The sequence below is a fragment of the Agarivorans aestuarii genome (genome assembly GCF_019670125.1).
In the GTDB taxonomy this organism is placed as follows: domain Bacteria; phylum Pseudomonadota; class Gammaproteobacteria; order Enterobacterales; family Celerinatantimonadaceae; genus Agarivorans; species Agarivorans aestuarii.
Window position 1 is genome coordinate 1,978,517 of record NZ_AP023033.1, and the last position, 19,892, is coordinate 1,998,408.

Sequence of the window (19,892 nt, forward strand, 5' to 3'; positions counted from 1 at the left end):
TATATTCATTACTATCCAAGCAGTTGAAGGAAAAGATTGATGTTTAATCAGCAAGAATTTATCAAAAAGATAGCAAAGGTTGAGTTGCACCTGCACATCGAAGGGAGTTTAGAGCCTGAGTTAATGTTTAAGCTCGCGAAACGAAACAATATTACTTTGCCTTATGCCAGCGTTGATGACTTAAGAAAAGCTTACCAGTTTAATAACCTTCAAGAGTTTCTAGATTTGTACTATCAAGGTGCAGAAGTGTTGCAAACAGAACAAGACTTTTTCGATCTAGCATGGGCTTACTTTGAAACCTGTCACCGCGACAAGGTACTGCATACAGAAGTGTTTTTTGATCCGCAAACTCATACAGAACGTGGCATTGATATCAGCACCGTGATAAATGGATTAAGCCGAGCTAAACAGCAAGCACATGAGCAATTTGGCATTAGCTGTGAATACATTCTATGTTTTTTACGCCACCTATCTGAAGAGTCTGCCATTGCTACTTTAGAAGCCGCCAAGCCATATCTTCAGCATATTGTTGGTGTGGGTTTAGACTCAAGTGAACAAGGGCATCCGCCAGAAAAGTTCCAGCAGGTTTTTGGTATGGCTAAACAACTTGGGCTTAAGCGTGTCGCTCATGCAGGCGAGGAAGGGCCAGCTGCCAATGTAGCCAATGCTTGGCAACTACTTGATGTAAGCCGAATAGATCACGGGGTTCGCTGCTTAGAAGACGAGGCTCTGGTTAAAAGACTAGCTGCGGCGAAAATGCCATTGACCGTTTGTCCTTTTAGCAACGTAAAACTAAAAGTAGTTGAGCACTTAAGTGAGCATCCATTGCCGGAAATGTTGGAGAAAGGTTTAGCGGTAACGATTAACTCTGACGACCCCGCCTATTTTGGTGGCTATCTTCTCGATAACTTGCTGGCCTGTAGCGAGGCTTTTGCTTGGAGCCCGCAGCAAATTGCCCAATTGTGTCACAATGCGGTTGCTGCAAGTTATGCCAGTGAGCAAAGAAAAAGTGAGTTAAGTCAACTAATTGATAAGTGTTTGTTAGAGTTTAGCTAGAGACCTTGTGTTTTAAGGCAGGCTCGCGCCATAGTTATATTAAGCGCGAATAATAAGGAGATTGTCGATGTTTGTTGTGTTGTTTCGTTGGAAGTTAAATGAAGAGCATATTCAGTCCTTTAAAGAAGGCTGGTCAGAGATTATTCATTTTAATATTGATAAGTGTGCGGCTTTAGGTTCTCGTTTGCATAAGGCCTCTGATGGCACTTGGATTTCTTATTCGCAGTGGCCCAGCAAAGATCACTGGCTACGTTCTAAAGAATCGGAATCTATGGTGTTAGACGCGCGCCAAAAAATGCGTAAAGCGATTATTTGGCAAGATGAGCCCCTACTAATGGCACCGCAACTGGACCACTTTGTATCGAGTAGTTTAGATGCCACGCATTCTATTTTGTAGCGCATAGCCTTTGGAAAACTTGCTTTAGCGCCGTTGCAGAGTAAACTGGCGCGCAGTTTTATCAAATTCTAAAGGTTGTGTTGTTAGACTATGTCGAAGTTTGAGTCTCAAGCATTTTCTATATCGTTTTCCAAAACCTGGTTAGCCCCTAAGCATTGGGGCACCTGGTTGGTAGGCGGACTCATCATTCTGCTGGCTTATTTGCCAGTAAAGCTACGAGATAAAATTGCCGTAGCTATTGCCAACCGTATCTTTAACCTCAAAGCCTTGAAGAAACGCCGTGCAATTGCCGACACTAATTTGCAGTTGTGTTTCCCCGATATGACCGCGCAACAGCGCGAGCAATTAATGCAAAAAAATATGCAGATTTTTGCTCAGCTTATTTTGGGAGCGGGTGAGATGTCTGTGCGCTCAAAACGCTATCTACAAAACCGAATTGTAGTTGATGGTGAAGAGAATATTCAAAGCATTCTCGACAATAACGAAAATTTCATCATTTTATTACCCCATACTTATCCAGTAGATTTTCTCGGAACGTATTTCTGCACCCGTGGGCACGACATGTGCACCATGTTTAAAAAAACCGGTGACCCGATTGTTGATTGGGCGATGGCTAAACAGCGTACTCGTTTTGGTGGAGTTATTTTTGAACGTAATGCAGGCATTAAAACACTAATAAAGGCGGTTCGAGCCGGCTATGGTTGTATTTATTTGCCAGATGAAGACTTTGGCCCAGAGGCCAGTTTAATGACGCCGATGTTTGCTACTAAAAAAGCGACCTTGCCGGTTCTGGGTAAGATGACCAAATTAAGCGGTGCCAAAGTTGTACCCATTTATGCGGGTTACGACAGCGAATTACATAAAGTTAAGTTGTTCATTCATCCTGCTATGCAAGACTTCCCCAGCAAAGATGTCGCGCAAGATACCTTGCGAATGAACCAAGAGGTAGAGAAGTTAATTTCTCGTTCGCCAGAGCAATACATGTGGACCTTAAAGTTATTGCGTACCGTTGAAGGCAGCGATAAGCCGCGCTATTAATTTGGTAATCGTGCTCTAGCGAGCGAGGTAGGTGATTATGCGTTGTGCTCGCGCAGAGTTTGGTTTTTGTAGTTACGCACTAAGCTAATGAAATCTTCTGGTTCTCGGTCAAGAATATCTTGCTCAATTAATAGGTCATAGCCAGTGAGCTCTCGAAGCTTTTTCATTCTGTTTGCGAACATGCCGGTGAGTCCGGTGTAAATTTTCCCACTGCTTGATTTAAAATAATCGTCTTCAATTAAATGGTCACTCACTTTACTGTCTTGGCAATGCGTACAGCTTCTTCGCAAGGATGCGAGCAAGGCCGCTCTTTGCTCTGTGAGTAAATGTGCTGATAGGCGAGGGGACAGACTGTCGAGTAAATAATCTGGGTCACTCAAACGTAAGCCAACGTAATTCATATCCTGCCAATTTAGCCCGTCATTTAACCTAGGTACATCGATACGTTGCAGTTTATCCCAGGGTAAACACCAACCGCCGTAGCGATGGTGAAATTGAATGTGGTCGTAACACAATACAACTGAATACACCGGTTGCATCCATTTTTCTACGCCAACTCTAATCCCTAAGTATGCTAAAAAGAAAATCACCGAGGCTATAAGTGACACCAATACCGCAGGAACGTAGAGGGTACTTATTCCTATCAACACTAGTAGAGAGCCAGCTAGAACTAAGGTTTTAGCGTTATTGCTGGCCTTGCTTTTTATCCATACTGATTTTGGCATTGTGTTACCTCAATCATTTACCGTGATACTTAGATATACGGACCGGATTGGCTAAATGTTCATTACAATGGTTAGTGAAAGAAGAAAGCTCACTTCACCTTAGCGTATCATTTTTTAGCGGCTTGTTTAGCATTGAAAATGGCCATTTGCTCATCGGTAGCTGGCAGTTGGTGGTGCTCTTTCCACTCAGAGTATGGCATGCCATACACTTTTTCTCTTGCTTGATCATAGTTAAGGCTTTCACCTTGCTCTTCTGCAGCTGCCATCATCCACTTGGCTAAACAGTTTCGACAAAAATCAGCTAAGTTCATCAGCTCAATGTTTTGTACTTCTTTGTGTTGGTCTAGGTGTTCCAGCAAACGGCGAAAAGTGGCAGCTTCAATTGCTTGTTGTTTGTCCATGTTACTTATCCTTGGTAAAAGTTAAGCCAGTGTAAATGCACAAAAGCAGCGAATCAACGCTGCTTTTGGTATTGCCCGTTAGCTAATTTAGCCTTTGGTAAGCAAATTATTTAAATTAATAATGGCCGCATTGGCACGTGATACATAGTTAGCCATTACTAGGGAGTGGTTAGCCATCAGGCCAAAACCAGTGCCGTTCAAAATCATTGGGCTCCATACGGTTTCTTGGGTCGCTTCTAATTCGCGAACAATTTGGCGAACCGCTACTGTAGCGTTCTTCTTCTCTAATACGCCTTTAAAGTCTACTTCTACTGCTTGGAAAAAGTGCAACAATGCCCACGCTTCGCCGCGAGCTTCGTAGAACACGTCATCAATTTTCCACCAAGAGGTTTTCACAATGCTTTCAGATGGCGCAAAGGTAGACTGTGCAGCACCTTCATCGCCCACTAAGCTAGTGTTAATGCGTTCTCGGCCTACCGAGGCCGAAAGCTTTTGCGACATGCTGCCAAGGCGCGATTGTACTTCGTTTAACCAGGTTACTAAGTTGTCGGCGCGCGCATAAAACTGGGCGTTTGGATCTTTAGGGTCGGCTAACTGGGTTCGATAAATAGCCAGGGCGTCGATAGCGTCTTGGTACTCGCGCTCGGCACTGGGAAGTTGCCATGAGGTATGATCAATATTGAATTTAGGCTGGGCGACTTTTAGCTGAGGGTGTTCAACTGATTGTGCTTGAGAGCGGCTAAAGTCTTTACGCATAATCAGTGATAAATCTCGAACTTGGTTTAATGCACCAAGCTCCCAACTTGGCATGTTGTCCATAAACACGCTGGGGGGCATTTTGTCATTACTTAAGTAACCGCCCGATTTGTTTAGCAGGGTTTCGGCCACAAACATCAATGCGGTGGTAGTAGCATATCCGGTTACAGCTTCTTCACCGTTTGCCACTGCTTGCTCAAGTACATATTCTTTTAATTCTATTCGGTCTGGCTCAATGCTCCAAAACACTGCAATGATGTAGTTAATGATGAAAAACACCAAAAAGAAAACAACAACCTTACGGCCAGTAAGCTGAAACATAAATACATCCTCAACAAGATTTATGTTCTCAGCATAGTCAAGTAAGCAATTTAATCAATAGCTTATGCAAAATCTAATTGCGGTGAGACAAGAGAGCCTTAACTGCCATAGGTTGGTTTTCTAGCTAAGTAGCGAGCAGCAAACTCAAGGTGTTCTAAAGCATTTAGCAAATTATCCTAATAATTTAACCAAAAGCAGTGCTTACGGTTTTTTTAGTAACAGATAACTGCCATTATCTGCCGCAGATTATTGATTTACAGGGAGGTAAGGTTTAAAAGGTTGAGAATTTCGTGCACATCTCTAAGTTAGTAAAACCCAGTATTACAGTATTTGCCCTCATAATGTCAGCTCACGCTGCTGCGCAACAACAAGAAACGCCCAACGCCTATCCATGGGCTGCGGTATTTCTCGATTATCAAGATCCCGACCAACCAATGTTAGGCCTTACTGTAACGGTAAACCATTACGACAAAAACTATCCTAACTGGGGGTACTACTTGGGTTACGCTAGATCAAAAGAAGAAGATCTAGGCTTCGAAGCACCCGCCGAGGGCAAAAGAGACTTAACCATGTTAAGGCTAGGAGTGAGTTACAGCTTAACCAATAATCTGAGCCTTTACGGTGGCGGTGCAATGTTAGAAGACACCACCGAATATACCGACGGCATTACTCAATTTTGCACAGACTGCAAGCCCGAATGGCATTCCGATACCAACAGAGACTGGGGCGGCGAAGTTGGGCTTCGTTATGCTCTAACTCGGCATTTAGTGTTTGGCATTGGTTATAACTCGGTGACAGAGGGTGGAGTATTTAGTATTGGTTATCGTGGCTAAGCATCATCTACCTGCTTTGAAATTAGCCAAACAGCTCGAGTGAACCAGAAAGCTACTTTTTAGAAAAATCGCATAGCGAGTATCAAGCAAAGTAAGCAATATATTTACCTCAATAATCATATCCAGCAGCAATGCTGGCTTTTTGTTAGACTGGATTGGGCTAAATCAACAAGCGGTCACTTTTTATTAAACTATTGTATTTTATAACAATATCTTCTGATAGACTGCGCGTTTTATCAATAAAGGGAATTTAACAACAATGTGGATGTTGTTTAATAAGCGCCAAGGAAAGGGTGCAATGAAGTTATTGGCGTGTATCGGTCTATTGCTGCCAAATTTAGCCAGTGCAGAGTTTGCTTACGGCGAATACGCCAAAGAGAATAACTGGGATTTATTGCTTAGCCTAGGGGCAACCTACGGTGGAGATACCATCGCCGAAGCTTACTATGTCGATGAAAACAACAATGTGGTTGATGACGCGGTATTAAAAGGCGGCGGGCTGTTTAAAGCAAGCGTTGGTATTGATTGGCCTCTAGTAAAAGACCTTCGATTGATTACCAATGCTGGTTATCACGTAGATACCCAATTTAGCTTCGCCAGCACGTCTAGCGGTAACCAAGGTATGTGGTTTACTCGCTTTGTTGTTGAGGCCTTGCCTTACTACCAAATTAATGATTCTTTTAAACTAGGTGGTGGTCTTACTTATCACATGAGTAACAAGGTGGGTGGCCAGTTTATTGGTAGTGACGAGAAGTATTACGCACGTTATGAAGACACGCTGGGTTATACCGGCTTTGTTGGTTATATGTTAGGTGAATCGCGTTCATGGATAGAGCTACGTTATACCTATATCAAGTATGATTTAGAAACCGCTCCTTTCTTAGCATCATTTTGCACTGCTGATTGTGATGGTAGCCATGTGGGCCTTACTTTCCATTGGGCTGTGCTTTAATAAGGTAGCGCTTCAGCTATTATGCCACTAACAACTAAAAGCCAGCATAATGCTGGCTTTTTTGTTGCCTCTGATACCTTGTTTTGAAGCTAATAATGACCAAGCTCAAGTTAGCTTCAAATATTCCCTTGGCATGTGCGCCAAGTCCGTCTATGGGGCATTTCCGCTGCTAAGCTTAAAGTGATTAAATAAATTACGAGGAGCACATCATGAGCTATCGTCACATTTTAGTCGCCGTCGACCTCTCTGAAAACAGCAGACGAATAATCGATAAAGTCATCCTGCTAGCGAAGCCACTCGATGCAAAAGTATCACTGATTTTTGTTGATGAAAGCACTAACGATTCAGCTTTCAGTGGGCTAATTGATCTTGATTTAGCCGCCATAGAACCAATGCATCCTAGCCTTAAAGAGTTTGCTAACAAGCTTAACGCCTTGGTGGTGGATACTAATTACACCATTGAGAACCAGTTTGTTATGCAAGGTGATTTAAGTGCCCGCTTAGATGAAACAGTGGCCGAGGTAGGCGCTGACTTAGTCGTATGTGGTCATGATAATGGGTTCTGGCATCGTTTAGCATCTAAACATCATGAGCTGGTAAATAACGTCTCGATAGATCTGCTGGTTATACCTATCGATCAGTGAGCTGTTAAGCATAATACTCATCGGGTGTAACCAGAGCCTGATGAGTATTTCTTTGTTTAACACTTCATCTCTACTGCGCTTTTTGGCCCTCTAATGTTGATGAAGGCTTAAGTGTTTTAGCTTTACTTGTGATTAAAAAGCCCTTGGCATTTTCATGCCAAGGGCTTGTGTTTATAAACGGAGTTGTTTGCTTACTTAGGCTTATTGAATAAGATTAAGTTTATAGAAGCTTACTTGTGTGTAATCACCAGCTTCTAAGCCATTATTGCTACAGCCCGAGCTCCAAGTATTGGTTTTAGGTTTAATATTACACTGGTTGTAAGCACCTGCCTTAAAGTACATCCAATCTTGCGCGTAGCTGGTATCTAAGTCTGAAGCAGAGTTAGGTTCAGCCAAGTTAACCTTATACGTGACAACTTGCTCATTGGCTTCACCTGGGTTTTTGGTAAAGGTGAGGTTCATAATGTTGTCAACAATATCAACGTCATAAGAGAACAATTCACCCAGCTTGATGCCGCCAACTGGATCTTTATCTTCTTTGGTCAAGTTGTACTGGCCGAAGATGTTATGAGGAATATCGAAACGGTCTTTCTTGTCTTTAGGATTAATTTCATAGTTCCAGAATAGCGAACCATGCTCATGGTTTGGCAATTTGCGGAAGAAGATCTTTAAAGGTTCATTATTTGAACCATGGATCTGGCCAATAACCACCGAGTGAGCACCCATTTTTGCATCGTTACCACTTAGGCTTACATGGTCAACACTTAAGGCTGCGCTCATGCGTCCGCCAATAGAGCCGTAAGCTGCTGCATTGTCGTGAGCAGCTAATACAAAATTGGTGCTTGGATCTTTGTATCCAGTAGGTAAGTTCACGTTTAACATTGCACGTAATTCACTACGAGCGTTTTTGCTGTTAGGAGTGGTCACGGCTTCATTAGGTACTTTAAATACCATGGCGCCAGTTTCAGCGTTGGTGTAAAACCATTCTGGATGTGAGAACGGATTTTCTGCATCGTTTAGTTGAGATGCATACACTTCCATGGTTTTACCTTCGCGCTCAGGCTTGGTATCAGGGTAGGGTAAGTTAATCTTCCACTTACGCATTTCGAAGTTTTTCGCCGGGGCTTTAGAGGCATCCAACTTCGACATTAATTCAAGCTGGTAATCGGTCGGTGTATTCGCTGCGCCAGCTGTACCTGCAAACAGTGCAGCTACGGCACAAGCGACATAAATCTTTTTCATGATAGTTCCCTGTTAGTTAAATGTAACTCGTAGACGGAGTTTTCGTGAACAGGGAAACGTTATAATACTATTGTATTATTAAATATGATGGCCTTGGCAATTATTCATATTGCTCTTTGTTTTTGAGAGTTTCATTTATAAATTTTGCTGTACATCACAGTTTGTTGTGGGAACAACTTGTATCACATGCGCAATGTTCGCCGGTAAACACGGCGATTTTAACTGATAAGTGAAAGCAAATTAGTGCTAACAGAGGCTGGCTCTGCTAGCTGTTAGTTTAGTTTTTATCTAAAGGGCAGCTCAGTAGCTCTTGGTGATCAACAAGACTACATACTTGTATTTGCTGTTCAGTGATTAAAGCGTAACTGGCTTGCCAGTCTTGTCGAGGCATTGATACCGAGCCGGGATTAAGCACAAAGTGCCCGTCTTGTTGTTGGGCTTGCGGAACATGGCTGTGGCCGCTCACCAATATGTCTCCAGGGCTTAAAGGCGGCAGTTTGTTTGGTCCATAATTATGGCCATGACACAAAAATATTTTGCGTGTTCCAAAAAGCATTTGGTTGTATTCAGCTAACAGTGGAAAGTGACACAGTGCCTGGTCTACTTCGCTATCGCAATTCCCTCTAACCGCAATAATTTTATCAGCGATGTTGTTTAAGTCTTCCGCCACCTTTAAAGGTGCATAGTGAGCGGGCACGGGGTTACGAGGCCCGTGGTTAAGCACATCGCCCAAGCTGATTAAATGCGAAGCTCCGCTGCGTTTAAAAGCGGCTAAAGTGAGTGTTAGGGCTTGGTAGTCGCCATGAATATCAGAACATACAAACAGCATAAGTTGTCCTTTGAGTGAAGCTGAGAAGAGCTGCTAAAGCCAGTTTAGCGCCTTGGGCGTTTATTTTAGCGCTTTAAATAGGAAACTGAACAGGCAAGAACAACTAATAGTGAGAACTCCCTACGCCAAGTCCTAAGATTCCGGTAATGCAGAATCATCCTGTCCAGTTAACAATTCATCGAGCTAGTTCTAACTCATTACTTTTGAGCCTTGGTGCACACTATCGTGTTAAGTGGCTTTTATTGTTGTTCGAATATGCTAAATATTTATTAGTATGATGATACTACATTAATGAGGCCTTATGAAAAACCATCTACTCGCTCTATCTGCTTTACTTGCTGTTTCCACATTGGCCTCAGCCAATGTTCAATTTTCTGATAACAACGGTAGCTTGGGCGAGCCGGTTAACTATCCTCAGTTTCAACATGTTTTAAGCGAATCTGAGCTGCAAATTTCAGATGCTGAAGGTAAGAAAGGCAATAAGGAATACTTTGCGCTAGATGGAGATTTTACTGGCATCGTAAATCCTTACTTTTATGTAGACAAAACTAGCGAAGCGCTGGTCTTTAAAATGAAGAACGATCATTTACGTAATGAAGTTCGGGTGCATAAAAACTTCCGTACCGATTTATCCGATCATTTTTACTCATTACGCGCAGACGTCGAAATGATTGACCCTGAAGCGTCAATGAAAAACTCAGACTCAAAACAAGATGAGATTACTTTTCTACAAGTGCATAACAAGGGCTTAGATGACGAAGGCACACACAATGTACCTCACCCCTTATTGAGGGTGGTATGGAAGCGTGATGCTAATGGCGTGAAAGGTCATTTTTGGGCAATAATCAAAAACAATGCAGTCATTTGCAAAGGGGCCTTTGGTAAAAAAAATAAAGACAAAAATATGTGTAAGCCTGATGTTGCTTATAGCCACATAGATTTGGGTAAGGCGCCGACAGACAAAACTACCGCTTTTGATATTACCGTAGGCAACAAAACGCTATCGGTTGACGTAGACGGTACCAACCTAGTTAAGCACGACATTGATTATTGGCGTCACCTGTTAAGTTACTTTAAAGCCGGCGTATACAACCAATTTACCCATGGTATGAGTGAAGCACATTTCTACAAGCTTGAGTACTCAGCAGCTGAGCCTAAATAGAAGCCTGTACATGGTTAGCTCTCGCGTGTCACCACGCGAGAGCCCTTAGCCTGTTAGCAGCTATTTGCTTGAGTATCTTCACTTTACACCGCACCAAACCATGAGGTAACTATGCCCCTTTCTTCTATCTACTTATATTTTGGACTGGCCAAGCTTAAAAACCCTGTTGTCGCAGGATTAGCGGTAAGCATGTTGTCTGTAAACGCACAGGCGGTAGCCAGCCAAGCGCCCCCGCAAAGCGTGATGGCGCTTATCGAAAGCAAATCTGAACTGCTTTCCTCCGAGGCATTAAACAGTAACCAACATTGGTTTACAGCCTATACCAATGAAGCGGGAAAATGGCAGCATGAGTACTCTAAAAACTGGTGCAGCGGTTTTATACCGGGCATCTTTTGGTATCTAAATGCACTAAGTGATAATGGCCAATGGCAGCAATATGCTGAGCATTGGACAGAAGGGGTAAGGTCGCGCGCTTATGCCACTGACAATGATACTGGCTTTCAAATTTTTAACAGTTTTGGTTTAGGCTACACCATTGGTGAAAAGCCTAGCGATGATTACAAGCAAGTATTGATAGATGGTGCCTCTACCTTAGTAAAACAGCGTTACAACAAAGATATCGGCGCATTTCGGTCTTGGCGGCAGGGGATTAGTAATCCCACTCGGCTGCCTTTTGAAGTTAATATTGATCAGTTGATGAATATGGAATTGGTGCTTTGGGTAGGCAAACATGCCAACAAGCCCGAGTTCACCAAGATGGCGATCTCTCATGCCGATAAAACTTGGGAGCACGGCGTAAGAGAAAATGGCAGCACCTACCATGTAGTGAGTTATAGCCCTAGTGGAGAAGTAGTTAAGAAAAGAACCCATCAAGGCTGGAAAACGGAATCAACCTGGTCAAGAGGCCAAGCTTGGTCGGTTTATGCTTATGCTATGTATTATCGTTACACGGGTTTAGAACGGATGCTAGAGCGCTCAATCAAGTCTTATGAATACTTTATTGAAAGCACCAAACAACAAACTCAAGATTGGGTGCCGTATTCAGACTTTGACGCTCCAATAGATGATGATAATCCTCGAGATAGTTCTGCTACGGCGATTGTGGCATCAGCACTGATCGAGCTTTACAAGATTACTCAACAAGAGAAGTACTTAAACGACGCACAACAAATGCTAGCGTCACTTTCTACACCGAAATATTTAGCAATGGACAATAACTACCAAAGTATTTTGCTGAAAGGCTCAGAAAAATGGGGCGAGCCAGAAGTCGGCACTATTTTTGGCGATTACTTTTTCATAGAGGCTTTATATCGTTGGCAACAATGGGCACCCCATAAGCTACCTAAGCATTTTGGTTTGTAATGACTAAAAGCCTCTACGTGAGGCTTTAGTTACGCTTGCTGGCAGATAAACGCCAGTTTTGCCGCAAGCGCTTCAGCAAGTTGCTTATGTTGCTCAGGGCTTAAATGAACGCCGTCTTGTTGTTCAAGTTTAATAATGCTATTTACATCAAAAAACGCGCAGCTAAGCTTTTTTGCTTTAGCTTCGAGTAAGCCAGCAAGTTGCTGAGACTTAGCTTGCGAGCCTTTAAAGTGCTGACCGAAAGGGCCTGTTTCATCTATTGCTGGTGGAGCAACTAACAACACCTTGGGGCTTGTTATTCCTTGGTTTACAGAGTGCTGGTCTAGCTCAACAAGCATTCGCTCAAGGTTGTCACTTATCTGCTCTACTGCAAGTTGAAATTCTGGATAAAAATCATTAGTGCCTAACATCAATACTAAGCAGTCTGGCTGGTGCTTTTGGGTGTCTCGCAATAAGGCATTTATGCCGCTGCTTAAACCAAAACTTGATGAACTGGGATAGGTGGTTCTGCCGGGTTGCCCATCTTCAATAATTTGGTAAGCCTCGCCAAGCAAGTTGCCCATAACCCCCGGCCAACGAGAGTTGGCTGGCATACGTTGCCCAGTAGTAGGGGAGTAACCCCAAGTATTAGAGTCGCCAAAACACAGTACTTTATTGATTGCCAAAGTGTGTTCCTTATTGTTGTGTGGCTAAAGAGTATAAAAAAACCTGCTAGTGCAGGTTTCTATTTAGCGATAGAACTGAGTTCACTTAGCTTTGTTTTCTAACAAATTTAGATTTAAGCATCATGTGGCCGTGACCATCTACCTTACAGTCGATGTCATGATCAGCATCTACAAAGCGTTTAATTACCGCTTTAGTACCTACTTTTAGCACTAACGACGACCCTTTCACTTTTAGGTCTTTAATCAGGGTAACTTTATCGTCTTCTGCCAGTAAATTGCCTACAGCGTCTTTAAGTACAATGGCATCAGGGTCAACAACTACTTCGTTAGGGTTCCACTCATGCGCGCATTCAGGGCAAATAAGTAGTGAACCATCTTGGTATACATAGGCTGATTCACATTCTGGGCATGGAGGCAGATCGCTCATGATATTTTCTCTTTAATCTTTAGTTTATGGTGGCAAAGCGAAGGTAACGCTTTAAGCCATAGCAGTACTAGTAAACTAGTACCTAATATTTGTAGGGGCATTATAAGTAAGAATGACTCTGCCAGCTAGCGCTTAGCTAAGATTGCTGCGGGTAATGAGTGTATCCGAGTAAATTTTCACCCTTGGATGGCCTTTCAACATATTCCAAGTATGTAGTTTAAAACTGTCGCACTTAGCACAAAGCTTACATTTACTTGTTTGCTTCATTTCATCTCTCTTTGAGTTTTAACCAAATATCAGCCACTTAAGTTTGGTTTTCCACTGGCTTTGATATTGCAGCCTAACTTTCAATAAGCAGAAAATGTGGAGAAGCTATGTTACGCGAGATAATAGAAATAGATGAAGCGCTATGCGACGGGTGTGGTCAATGTGTGCCTGCTTGCCATGAAGGTGCCTTGCAAATCATCGACCAAAAAGCTCGCCTAATTAGCGACTTAATGTGTGATGGCCTAGGTGCTTGTTTGGGACATTGTCCCACAGGCGCAATGACTGTGGTAAAGCGTGAAGCTAGCGCTTATGACGAACGAAAAGTCATGGAAAACATCATACAAGGTGGGCCAAATGTAATTAAAGCCCATTTAGAGCATATGCTAGAGCATCAAGAGTTTGATTATTACCAAATCGCTTTACAGGTATTGGCGGAGCAGGGTATTGAGGTGCCCTCGCATAAACAAGTATCCGATGAGGCCTCAACTACAGGCTGCCCCGGTAAAAAAGAGCGGGTACTTGTTCGAGAGAAAGGTGAGCCAAACCAAGTATCAAGTGATAGTAGTGCGCCCATTAGCGCCTTAAGCCATTGGCCCATACAATTACATCTTATTAACAGCGCCAATCCCGTTTTTGTGGGCGCGGACTTATTACTCGCTGCCGATTGTAGCGCGTTTGCCGCAGCCGATTTTCACAGCAGCTATTTAGACGGAAAAAAGCTACTTATTGCTTGCCCAAAACTGGATGAAAACCAAGACGCTTATGTGGAAAAACTCAATATGCTTATTCGCTATGGTCAACTTAAAAGCCTGACTATTTTGAGAATGGAAGTGCCTTGCTGTGGTGGGCTCTCTAAGTGGGTGAAAAATGCCTTAGCTAAGCTAAAGCAACCCTTAGATAGTGTTGAAATAACCATCAATAAGGTAGGAGAGGTGGTTGCCACTAAAGCACTTTGATTTAGCGTGAGCTGTATACTTAACAAGCCAGACCCGCCATAAATCGGGTCTCTGGCTTTGTTATGCGCGAACGCGAAGGTACCACCACACCAATGGCGCCAACAATACTAACTCTAAGCCTACATATAACCATTGTTTTGTTACCGAACCGTCTAGCATTATTCCTATAAGTCTTGCCACAAGTAGGCCAAACATTAGTGATGCGCTAGTAGCGGCAAGGCTTGTCACCCAAGGCTGAAATTGATGATGAAACATCAGTAAACAACCAAAACCAATTAACAGGCCCCACCAAATTCTGCGTTCAATCGCATCAAAGGTATTGTCGGGAATTGTCTTGTTACTGACTAATTCTGGATTAGATACCAGTACAATGCCGGCAATGATCAATACGATGCCAATGCCTCGTAACAATAAGCTAGTTTCTATCATTTTTTGCTCCTTTGGGGCTAAGTATGACTTAAACTTGGTCGATTTTAGTCAAGCTTATAGCTTCCAGTTAAACGAGGTATTTTCTTCAGATAACTGCCAAAGTTGCTGAGCCATTTGATGGTCAAGTGCTACCTCATCTAATAAACATTCACCCACCGGGCCAACGGTATCGGCGCGTTTGGTTGGGCCATAGAGTTTGTTTGTCTCTAGGCCTTGTTTGGTGGCACACATTACCTCTGGCCATGCGCCTTTTTCGGCAGATTGCGCAATTAGCTTAGACAGTACTACCCAGAGTATTTTGTTAAACGTGCTAGCTGTGTCTTTTAGTAAGTTAGTTCTCGACGCGCCTGGGTGACAAACATGTACTTGCACTTGCTTACCTGAGGCTTTAATTCGTCGCTGCAGCTCATAGCCAAACATCATCTGCGCGAGCTTACTTTGGGCATAAGAGTTCCATGCCGTGTAATTAGCATCGAAGTTAAAATCGTCAAATTGAATTTTCTTTAAGCCCATTTTGTAGGCGTTACTGCCTACTATCACAATGCGCCCTTGAGATGCCTCTATTTGTTCAAATAACAAGCCACACAGAAGAAAGTGGCCAAAATGATTAACACCTAATTGGCTTTCAAAGCCGTCTTTAGTGAATTGTTGTTTGGCAACTTGCGCAATCGCGCCGTTACAAATAAGCGCTTCAATGCTGCTGGTGCACTCTAGTAATTGTTTAGCTGCGCGCCTAACCGAGTCAAGTTCAGCCAAATCCATTTGAATCCAGCTAAGATCAATATCGCTACCCAGCTGGGCTTTTAACTCTTCTATGGCTGCCACAGATTTAACAGGGTTTCGATTTAACATTACTACCTTTGCGCCTTTAGACAGCAAGATGCGAGAGGCTTCAAATCCTGCACCGCTGTTGGCGCCAGTAATTACGTAGGTTTTTCCTGTTAGAGAGCCAATCTGCTCTGGTGTCCAAGCTTTAGTGGTAAGTTGCTTAGTTGTCATTTACTAACCTCTTGATTCAGTCTTCGGAGAGTGCAACGAAAGTTAATTGCACTACCTTATTTGTCGTAGTATCTTTGCTTGGGAATGACTTTAACTCTCACTGTGTGTATTTAGTAGGCGCATTTGGCGCTAAAATTTGCCTATTAGTATCAAATGTGGTTCTTGGGGGATGATATGTTTAGGCAAAAAATAAAACAGCTGATAGAAAGTCGCATCAGCGATGAAGGAATGGTTGAGACAGGAGTAAAAGGCGTTCATCTGTTTAAAGTGACCACTGCTATCCCTTGTGCTCCAGCGGTTTATGAGCCGACAGTTGTGGTTATTGTCAGTGGTAAAAAAGAGGCGATAATCGAGGGCCATCATTATGTCTACGATAATAGCCAATACTTGTGTTGCACCATGTCTATGCCAGTAGAAGCGGGTACACCAGAAGCCTCGCCAGAAGAGCCTTTGCTCGGTGTGTACATTTCTCTCGATACAAGAGTAATGACCGAGCTAGCCATTGAAATGGAAAGCTCAGCAGCGGTGATAAAGCATCCTAAAAATAGCGCGCAAGGCCTATCGCTAGCAAATTGGGATGACAACTTCTCTGATGCCCTATTAAGGCTACTACAATTGGGCGATAACCCGAGGGACAGTGCTATTTTAGGCGCTAGCCGTTTACGTGAGTTTTATTATGCGGTGTTAAAAGGTGAAGCGGGCATCTCGGCGCGGCGAGCTTTTGGGGTTGGGAACGAAATTGCTCGCTCTATTGAGTACTTATCTAAGCGTCTTAGCGAAAATGTCACCATTGACCAGCTTGCTTCTCAAGTTAGCATGAGCAGAGCGGTATTTCACCGTAAGTTTAAACAAGCAACGATGATGTCGCCGATTCAATTTATGAAGTCGATGCGCTTGAATCAAGCCGCTATGAAAATTGCCGCAGGTAATAATGTCAGTGAAGCGGCAATGGCGGTTGGTTATGTCAGCTCATCTCAATTTAGTCGGGAGTTTAAAAGGATGTATGGGCAATCTCCTAAACAGTGGAGCCAGTCCAAAGGCCTCATAGAGAATATTGCTTAAGGACGATAAAAATATGCACAAAGTGTTTGTGTTTGGCACGCTAAAACAAGGCTTCCCAAATTTTAAATTTAACCAAGGCATTCGCCATGGCTCTGATTATGTAAGCAAAGAAAGTTACCCTTTGTATTTGGTGGGTAGCCGTTACTCGCCGTGGTTAGTGCTTGATAAGGGCAAAGGCCAGCCGGTGAAAGGGCAAGTTTTCTTAGTCTCGGACCAAGTACTAGCAGAAATGGACAACTTAGAGCGTGTACATGAGCCAGATGGATATCAAAAGTTCAGCGTTCAAGTGGAATGTGTGACATCAGGAAAAGAGTTAGCCGCCATTGTATATGGCAAGCCGCCAGAGATGGCTGAAACAGCAGACATTAGGCTTGAATTACACGGGGAATACCTGTTGGAGCATGCCGATTTATATCGAAGCAGAGAGAAATTAGTAAGTTGTTAGGTGCTTTCTTTATTGGGAAGATGACTCGTTCTAGTTTTTATCACTTGATGTTTGCAAGTATTGGCTTTGATGCAAGCTGCTGTAGTCGCCAGTTTTAACGGCAATCTACCGCTTAGCCTCTGTAAAGCGTAAGAGAAATAATTAATAACCGCACTATATTCAGTGTTTTAATTCCAAAAGAATTCAATACAATTGGGGCGTCCAAGCAAAAGGAGTAGCGGTTTGGTTAAGGGTAAGTTTGAATCAATGAACATTAAGGGCGATTTGTTTGGTGGTGTTACCACTGCTATCGTCTCACTACCAATGGCTTTAGCGTTTGGTGTTGCATCGGGAGCAGGACCTCAAGCGGGTCTTTGGGGCGCCATTTTAGTCGGCTTGTTTGCCGCGTTATTTGGCGGTTCGCGCACCTTGATCTCGGAGCCAACCGGCCCGATGACCGTAGTAATGGCGGCGGTACTTACCACCATGATAGCCAAGCACCCTGAAAACGGGCCCGCCATGGCATTTACCGTGGTGATGATGGCCGGGCTATTCCAAATCGCTCTTGGCGCCCTTAAGCTAGGTAAATACATTACCTTGATGCCTTATAGTGTTATTTCTGGCTTTATGTCTGGCGTGGGTGTCATTCTGGTCATCCTCCAATTGGCGCCCTTTTTAGGCCAGTCTACTCCCGCAGGTGGAGCCTTAGGTACCTTACAGGCGATTCCCGACTTAATTCGAAACATGCACTTTGGCGAGTTCCTACTAGGGCTGATGACCTTAGGCGCGCTCTTGTTCATGCCTAATAAATACAAAAAAATAATCCCTCCTCAATTGGTCGCGCTGGTGGCGGTTACGTTAGTGTCGATGCTGCTCTTTAGTGACGAGGGTATTCGCCGTATTGGAGAGATCCCAAGTGGCCTACCATCGATTATTTGGCCCACTTTTACTTGGGGCCTGCTTAGCGAAATGCTGGTTGATGCCTTAGTGCTAGGCACTCTAGGTTGTATCGATACGCTACTTACCGCAGTAATTGCCGATAGCTTAACCCGCAAAGAACATGACTCTAACCGAGAGCTAATGGGGCAGGGCATCGCAAATACGGTTTCAGGCCTGTTTGGTGGCTTACCTGGCGCAGGCGCGACTATGGGAACTGTGGTAAATGTTCAGGTGGGCGGAAGCTCTCCGCTATCTGGCATTGTGCGCGCGATTATCTTGCTGTTAGTGGTGCTTTGGCTAGCGCCGCTTACCCAGCCAATTCCATTAGCTGTTCTCGCGGGTATTGCCATGTATGTTGGCCTTAATATTCTCGATTGGAGCTTCATCAAACGCGCCCACCGAGTATCTTTAGTGCCTACTTGCATCATGTATGGTGTGCTGTTTCTTACCGTTTTTGTCGATTTAATCTACGCGGTAGGCATTGGAGTATTCTTAGCCAACGTAATTACTATCGAAAAGCTGAGCCGAGTTCAGGAGAAAAATGTAAAAGCGATATCTGATGCCGACGACGGTGTGCCACTTGAAGATTCAGAACGGCAGTTGTTAGACCAAGCCAAAGGTCAGCTATTGTTTTTCTACCTCTCAGGGCCAATGATTTTTGGTGTATCAAAAGCCATTGCCAGACAACACGCAGCGGTTGAGCAATACAAAGTAATGGTGCTAGATCTGAGCGCAGTGCCGATGATTGATGTGACCGTGGCGCTGGCGCTGGAAAATGCCATGCGTGATGCCTTAGATGCTGGCTGTGAAGTGTTCCTCTACAGCCCTAACGAGCAAACCATGCACCAGCTAGAGAAGATCCAAATCCGCGATTGGATAGATGAAGATCATATCGTAGATAGCCGCACTGAAGCCTTAGAAAAAGGGCTAGCAGTGGTGCAGCGTATAAATGCTGAGTCTGAAGTTGTTCAACAAGGTTCTGCTATTTAAAGACTAATATAGGTGTATATCTTAAAAAGCCGCGCTGGAATTTAGCTTTCCAGCGCGGCCTTTTGTTTGGTAATTGCGCAACTTACCGATGTTATATTTAGATTGGGCGACTCTCGGCTAAATTGGCTTTGAGACATTAAGCTTGTTGATATCGAAGCTCTAAGGCGTTTCTGCACCTTTATGTGTTAGATATAGTGTTAAAGCTTTCGCCTGCGGCGACGTCATTAAGCTCTAACGAGCAAAGCTTAGCTAAGCAAAAAGAAAACTCGCCCTGCATCTTCGTAGGTCCTCCGTTGCGCATTCACAAAGGAGTTGAAGTAACTCACTACGCTCAAACAAACTTCAACTCTGCTCCCTTGTTCATTTGCGCTACTCGGCAAAGATGATGGGATTGCAAAGCGCTATCTTGGCTGTCGAATGTATGAAATGTTTTTTCCCCTTTATGTGTTAGCTATAGAGTAAAGGCTTTCGCCTGCGGCGACGTCATTTTTCTTTGACGAGCAAAGAAAAACGAAGCAAAAAGAAAACTCGCCCTGCATCTTCTTAGACCCTCCGTTGCGCATTCACAAGGGAGTTGAAGTAACTCGCTACGCTCAAACAGACTTCAACTCTGATCCCTTGTTCATTTGCGCTACTCGGCGAAGATGATGGGATTGAAAGCACAGTCTTGGCTATCGAGTGTGTGAAACGTTTTTGCCCCGTTACGTGTTAACGCTCCCTCAAAACTACTCTTAATAAACCTATGTACCCTTAATTTTTCTACTTTTAGTGGACAAAGTTCTGTGATTTTATACAGTACTGTTGCAATTCCTACTTTCTGCATGTGATTGCATACTTTCATGCTGATGTTTTTGTTATTTTTAGAGCTAGGTGGCTGATATTGCTTAGGAAAGGTGATAACCTTGATTTTATAAGATGTATGATAAGAGGAAAAATTCCGTGTTTAAACAAGGAATTTTTCCTCTTAATAAGTTGTTACATGCTCTGTAGAGTTAAGCTAAGAATTATAGAAATAG

21 protein-coding genes are annotated in these 19,892 nt (G+C 43.5%); 12 read left to right on the forward strand and 9 right to left on the reverse strand.

Annotated features, from left to right (window positions below; genetic code table 11):
• Positions 1 to 39 precede the first annotated feature (39 nt).
• From K5609_RS09210 to lpxM, 3 genes are all read left to right on the forward strand, one after another.
• Complete coding sequence (locus K5609_RS09210; RefSeq protein ID WP_221076899.1) at positions 40 to 1,056, forward strand: adenosine deaminase; 1,017 nt, start codon at positions 40 to 42, stop codon at positions 1,054 to 1,056.
• A gap of 67 nt (positions 1,057 to 1,123) precedes the next feature.
• Positions 1,124 to 1,453, forward strand: coding sequence for an antibiotic biosynthesis monooxygenase family protein (locus tag K5609_RS09215; RefSeq protein ID WP_163132757.1), 330 nt, complete (start codon positions 1,124 to 1,126; stop codon positions 1,451 to 1,453).
• A 90-nt stretch (positions 1,454 to 1,543) separates the two neighbouring features.
• Entirely contained in the window at positions 1,544 to 2,491 is a 948-nt protein-coding gene (lpxM, locus tag K5609_RS09220; protein ID WP_221076900.1) for a lauroyl-Kdo(2)-lipid IV(A) myristoyltransferase, read from the forward strand.
• Between the two features lie 35 nt (positions 2,492 to 2,526).
• Here lpxM and K5609_RS09225 read toward each other — a convergent pair whose 3' ends face one another.
• The 3 genes from K5609_RS09225 to K5609_RS09235 form a co-directional block, all read right to left on the reverse strand.
• Positions 2,527 to 3,216, reverse strand: coding sequence for a DUF2982 domain-containing protein (locus K5609_RS09225; RefSeq protein WP_221076901.1), 690 nt, complete (start codon positions 3,214 to 3,216; stop codon positions 2,527 to 2,529).
• 107 nt (positions 3,217 to 3,323) lie between these two features.
• Complete coding sequence (locus tag K5609_RS09230; RefSeq protein WP_221076902.1) at positions 3,324 to 3,617, reverse strand: DUF1244 domain-containing protein; 294 nt, start codon at positions 3,615 to 3,617, stop codon at positions 3,324 to 3,326.
• Positions 3,618 to 3,704: 87 nt separating this feature from the next.
• Complete coding sequence (locus K5609_RS09235; protein ID WP_221076903.1) at positions 3,705 to 4,694, reverse strand: DUF2333 family protein; 990 nt, start codon at positions 4,692 to 4,694, stop codon at positions 3,705 to 3,707.
• A 290-nt stretch (positions 4,695 to 4,984) separates the two neighbouring features.
• Here K5609_RS09235 and K5609_RS09240 point away from each other — a divergent pair, with 290 nt between their 5' ends.
• The 3 genes from K5609_RS09240 (at position 4,985) to K5609_RS09250 (ending at position 7,123) form a co-directional block, all read left to right on the forward strand.
• Positions 4,985 to 5,527, forward strand: a complete 543-nt coding sequence (locus K5609_RS09240) for an outer membrane beta-barrel protein (protein WP_221076904.1) — start codon at positions 4,985 to 4,987, stop codon at positions 5,525 to 5,527.
• A gap of 298 nt (positions 5,528 to 5,825) precedes the next feature.
• Positions 5,826 to 6,479, forward strand: coding sequence for a hypothetical protein (locus tag K5609_RS09245; protein WP_221076905.1), 654 nt, complete (start codon positions 5,826 to 5,828; stop codon positions 6,477 to 6,479).
• Between the two features lie 209 nt (positions 6,480 to 6,688).
• Positions 6,689 to 7,123, forward strand: a complete 435-nt coding sequence (locus tag K5609_RS09250) for a universal stress protein (RefSeq protein ID WP_221076906.1) — start codon at positions 6,689 to 6,691, stop codon at positions 7,121 to 7,123.
• Between the two features lie 201 nt (positions 7,124 to 7,324).
• Here K5609_RS09250 and K5609_RS09255 read toward each other — a convergent pair whose 3' ends face one another.
• Positions 7,325 to 8,365, reverse strand: a complete 1,041-nt coding sequence (locus tag K5609_RS09255; protein ID WP_221076907.1) for a polysaccharide lyase family 7 protein — start codon at positions 8,363 to 8,365, stop codon at positions 7,325 to 7,327.
• A gap of 277 nt (positions 8,366 to 8,642) precedes the next feature.
• Positions 8,643 to 9,194 carry a phosphodiesterase gene (yfcE, locus tag K5609_RS09260; RefSeq protein WP_221076908.1) on the reverse strand — a complete coding sequence of 184 codons (552 nt, stop codon included), beginning with the start codon at positions 9,192 to 9,194 and terminating at the stop codon, positions 8,643 to 8,645.
• 301 nt (positions 9,195 to 9,495) lie between these two features.
• Here yfcE and K5609_RS09265 point away from each other — a divergent pair, with 301 nt between their 5' ends.
• Both K5609_RS09265 and K5609_RS09270 read left to right on the forward strand, forming a co-directional pair.
• Positions 9,496 to 10,356 (forward strand): polysaccharide lyase family 7 protein, encoded by an 861-nt coding sequence (locus K5609_RS09265; protein WP_246611970.1) that lies wholly within the window; start codon positions 9,496 to 9,498, stop codon positions 10,354 to 10,356.
• A gap of 111 nt (positions 10,357 to 10,467) precedes the next feature.
• A complete protein-coding gene (locus tag K5609_RS09270; RefSeq protein WP_221076909.1) occupies positions 10,468 to 11,718 on the forward strand; it encodes a glycoside hydrolase family 88 protein in 1,251 nt (416 codons plus the stop codon).
• A gap of 29 nt (positions 11,719 to 11,747) precedes the next feature.
• Here K5609_RS09270 and K5609_RS09275 read toward each other — a convergent pair whose 3' ends face one another.
• Complete coding sequence (locus K5609_RS09275) at positions 11,748 to 12,383, reverse strand: GDSL-type esterase/lipase family protein (RefSeq protein ID WP_221076910.1); 636 nt, start codon at positions 12,381 to 12,383, stop codon at positions 11,748 to 11,750.
• Between the two features lie 85 nt (positions 12,384 to 12,468).
• Positions 12,469 to 12,810 (reverse strand): zinc ribbon domain-containing protein YjdM, encoded by a 342-nt coding sequence (locus tag K5609_RS09280; protein ID WP_221076911.1) that lies wholly within the window; start codon positions 12,808 to 12,810, stop codon positions 12,469 to 12,471.
• Positions 12,811 to 13,184: 374 nt separating this feature from the next.
• Here K5609_RS09280 and K5609_RS09285 point away from each other — a divergent pair, with 374 nt between their 5' ends.
• Positions 13,185 to 14,033: an ATP-binding protein gene (locus tag K5609_RS09285; protein WP_221076912.1), complete on the forward strand. Its 849-nt coding sequence runs from the start codon at positions 13,185 to 13,187 to the stop codon at positions 14,031 to 14,033.
• 60 nt (positions 14,034 to 14,093) lie between these two features.
• On the opposite strand, the gene K5609_RS09290 is transcribed toward K5609_RS09285, so the two are convergent.
• Together K5609_RS09290 and K5609_RS09295 are read right to left on the reverse strand one after the other, a co-directional pair.
• A complete protein-coding gene (locus K5609_RS09290; RefSeq protein WP_221076913.1) occupies positions 14,094 to 14,462 on the reverse strand; it encodes a DUF4345 family protein in 369 nt (122 codons plus the stop codon).
• 54 nt (positions 14,463 to 14,516) lie between these two features.
• Entirely contained in the window at positions 14,517 to 15,461 is a 945-nt protein-coding gene (locus tag K5609_RS09295; protein ID WP_221076914.1) for an SDR family oxidoreductase, read from the reverse strand.
• Between the two features lie 174 nt (positions 15,462 to 15,635).
• Here K5609_RS09295 and K5609_RS09300 point away from each other — a divergent pair, with 174 nt between their 5' ends.
• From K5609_RS09300 to K5609_RS09310, 3 genes are all read left to right on the forward strand, one after another.
• A complete protein-coding gene (locus K5609_RS09300) occupies positions 15,636 to 16,523 on the forward strand; it encodes an AraC family transcriptional regulator (RefSeq protein WP_221076915.1) in 888 nt (295 codons plus the stop codon).
• Positions 16,524 to 16,536: 13 nt separating this feature from the next.
• Positions 16,537 to 16,968 (forward strand): gamma-glutamylcyclotransferase family protein, encoded by a 432-nt coding sequence (locus K5609_RS09305; RefSeq protein WP_221076916.1) that lies wholly within the window; start codon positions 16,537 to 16,539, stop codon positions 16,966 to 16,968.
• Between the two features lie 246 nt (positions 16,969 to 17,214).
• Positions 17,215 to 18,876, forward strand: a complete 1,662-nt coding sequence (locus K5609_RS09310) for a SulP family inorganic anion transporter (RefSeq protein WP_246611994.1) — start codon at positions 17,215 to 17,217, stop codon at positions 18,874 to 18,876.
• The last annotated feature ends 1,016 nt before the right edge of the window (positions 18,877 to 19,892 follow it).

What these genes read in the sequence shown, in the direction of transcription:
- K5609_RS09210 (WP_221076899.1), top strand. Translation starts at nt 40, where the DNA reads ATGTTTAATCAGCAAGAATTTATCAAAAAGATAGCAAAGGTTGAGTTG.
- K5609_RS09215 (WP_163132757.1), top strand. Translation starts at nt 1,124, where the DNA reads ATGTTTGTTGTGTTGTTTCGTTGGAAGTTAAATGAAGAGCATATTCAG.
- lpxM (WP_221076900.1), top strand. Translation starts at nt 1,544, where the DNA reads ATGTCGAAGTTTGAGTCTCAAGCATTTTCTATATCGTTTTCCAAAACC.
- K5609_RS09225 (WP_221076901.1), bottom strand. Translation starts at nt 3,216, where the DNA reads ATGCCAAAATCAGTATGGATAAAAAGCAAGGCCAGCAATAACGCTAAA.
- K5609_RS09230 (WP_221076902.1), bottom strand. Translation starts at nt 3,617, where the DNA reads ATGGACAAACAACAAGCAATTGAAGCTGCCACTTTTCGCCGTTTGCTG.
- K5609_RS09235 (WP_221076903.1), bottom strand. Translation starts at nt 4,694, where the DNA reads ATGTTTCAGCTTACTGGCCGTAAGGTTGTTGTTTTCTTTTTGGTGTTT.
- K5609_RS09245 (WP_221076905.1), top strand. Translation starts at nt 5,826, where the DNA reads ATGAAGTTATTGGCGTGTATCGGTCTATTGCTGCCAAATTTAGCCAGT.
- K5609_RS09250 (WP_221076906.1), top strand. Translation starts at nt 6,689, where the DNA reads ATGAGCTATCGTCACATTTTAGTCGCCGTCGACCTCTCTGAAAACAGC.
- K5609_RS09255 (WP_221076907.1), bottom strand. Translation starts at nt 8,365, where the DNA reads ATGAAAAAGATTTATGTCGCTTGTGCCGTAGCTGCACTGTTTGCAGGT.
- yfcE (WP_221076908.1), bottom strand. Translation starts at nt 9,194, where the DNA reads ATGCTGTTTGTATGTTCTGATATTCATGGCGACTACCAAGCCCTAACA.
- K5609_RS09265 (WP_246611970.1), top strand. Translation starts at nt 9,496, where the DNA reads ATGAAAAACCATCTACTCGCTCTATCTGCTTTACTTGCTGTTTCCACA.
- K5609_RS09270 (WP_221076909.1), top strand. Translation starts at nt 10,468, where the DNA reads ATGCCCCTTTCTTCTATCTACTTATATTTTGGACTGGCCAAGCTTAAA.
- K5609_RS09280 (WP_221076911.1), bottom strand. Translation starts at nt 12,810, where the DNA reads ATGAGCGATCTGCCTCCATGCCCAGAATGTGAATCAGCCTATGTATAC.
- K5609_RS09285 (WP_221076912.1), top strand. Translation starts at nt 13,185, where the DNA reads ATGTTACGCGAGATAATAGAAATAGATGAAGCGCTATGCGACGGGTGT.
- K5609_RS09290 (WP_221076913.1), bottom strand. Translation starts at nt 14,462, where the DNA reads ATGATAGAAACTAGCTTATTGTTACGAGGCATTGGCATCGTATTGATC.
- K5609_RS09295 (WP_221076914.1), bottom strand. Translation starts at nt 15,461, where the DNA reads ATGACAACTAAGCAACTTACCACTAAAGCTTGGACACCAGAGCAGATT.
- K5609_RS09300 (WP_221076915.1), top strand. Translation starts at nt 15,636, where the DNA reads ATGTTTAGGCAAAAAATAAAACAGCTGATAGAAAGTCGCATCAGCGAT.
- K5609_RS09305 (WP_221076916.1), top strand. Translation starts at nt 16,537, where the DNA reads ATGCACAAAGTGTTTGTGTTTGGCACGCTAAAACAAGGCTTCCCAAAT.
- K5609_RS09310 (WP_246611994.1), top strand. Translation starts at nt 17,215, where the DNA reads ATGAACATTAAGGGCGATTTGTTTGGTGGTGTTACCACTGCTATCGTC.